Genomic DNA, 1,346 nt, shown 5'->3' on the forward strand with positions numbered 1-1,346 from the left:
GACTCAAGCACGCGCGCAAGGTTTGACTAAAATCAATAATTGAGCAGGGTTCCAGAGCCACCAGACAACGGTTTGTCATCATTTGCAAGCAGCATGTGCCGCGAGCTCGACATCCGGGAGTAGCGCGGCCCGAGTTGATCTGGTAAGTTCGCCCGCTTGCAGCCGCAGGGCCGGCAAGTGCCGGTGATGGAGCAATCCTGCGCAGATGGATTACAAGAGTAGAGGCGGTCTATTTCATGTCCACCCAAGCAAAGCAGCAAAATCAGGCGATCAGCGGCTTCGAGCCCTATGTTCAGAAAGCCGGTGAAGAATACATGGGCGAGCCCATGCGCAAGCACTTCACCAAGGTCCTGAATCAGTGGAAAAAAGAGCTGATGGAAGGTGTCGACAAGACCGTGGACCACATGAAGGACGAAGCGGCCAACTTTCCTGATCCGGCAGACCGTGCCAGCCAGGAAGAGGAATTCGCCCTCGAACTGCGTGCCCGCGATCGTGAACGCAAGTTGATCAAGAAGATCGACAAGACACTTCAGCTGATCGAAGACGAAGAGTACGGCTGGTGTGAATCCTGCGGCATCGAGATCGGCGTCAAGCGCCTCGAAGCGCGTCCTACCGCCGACCTGTGCATCGACTGCAAGACCCTGGCGGAAATCAAGGAAAAGCAAGTCGGTAAATAACTTGCGACTTGAACGAAGAACGGAGCGTGCGAACGCTCCGTTTTTGTTTCTGATGTTTTTTTGGCTTTAAATGCATCCATGACCGCCAACACCCCCTACATCGGGCGCTTCGCCCCCACCCCCAGCGGCCACCTGCACTTCGGCTCGCTGGTCGCCGCGCTGGCCTCGTACCTCGACGCACGCTCAGTCGGCGGACGCTGGCTGATGCGCATGGAAGACCTTGATCCGCCCCGCGAGGAACCCGGCGCCCAGGCGGCCATTCTCAAGGCTCTGGAAAGCTATGGCTTCGAGTGGGATGGCGATCTGGTTCGTCAAAGCGAGCGGCACGATGCCTACGCCGAGGTGCTCAATCGCCTGTTCAATCACGGCCTGGCTTACGCCTGCACCTGTTCGCGCAAACAGCTGGAGCCCTATCACGGAATTTATCCGGGGCTGTGCCGCAATGCCGGCCATGGCACCGAYGATGCCGCCATCCGCCTGCGTGTTCCGGAGCTGGAGTACCACTTCATCGACCGGGTGCAAGGCGAATACCGTCAGCATCTGGGCCGGGAAGTCGGCGACTTCGTGATTCGCCGCCGCGATGGCCTCTACGCCTATCAATTGGCCGTGGTCCTGGACGATGCCTGGCAGGGCATCACCGATATTGTTCGAGGTGCCGACCTGCTGGAC

The 1,346-nt window shown here is 58.7% G+C and carries 2 protein-coding genes; both read left to right on the forward strand.

Annotation, left to right across the window (positions count from 1 at the left end; genetic code table 11):
- Positions 1 to 236: 236 nt before the first annotated feature.
- Complete coding sequence (gene dksA, locus ACXRVY_RS29420) at positions 237 to 677, forward strand: RNA polymerase-binding protein DksA (protein ID WP_007971100.1); 441 nt, start codon at positions 237 to 239, stop codon at positions 675 to 677.
- Between the two features lie 78 nt (positions 678 to 755).
- Positions 756 to 1,346: tRNA glutamyl-Q(34) synthetase GluQRS (gene gluQRS, locus ACXRVY_RS29425; RefSeq protein WP_458239008.1), on the forward strand; the 591-nt coding region annotated here is incomplete at its 3' end.

This window comes from Pseudomonas sp. P5_A2_2, assembly GCF_054177685.1.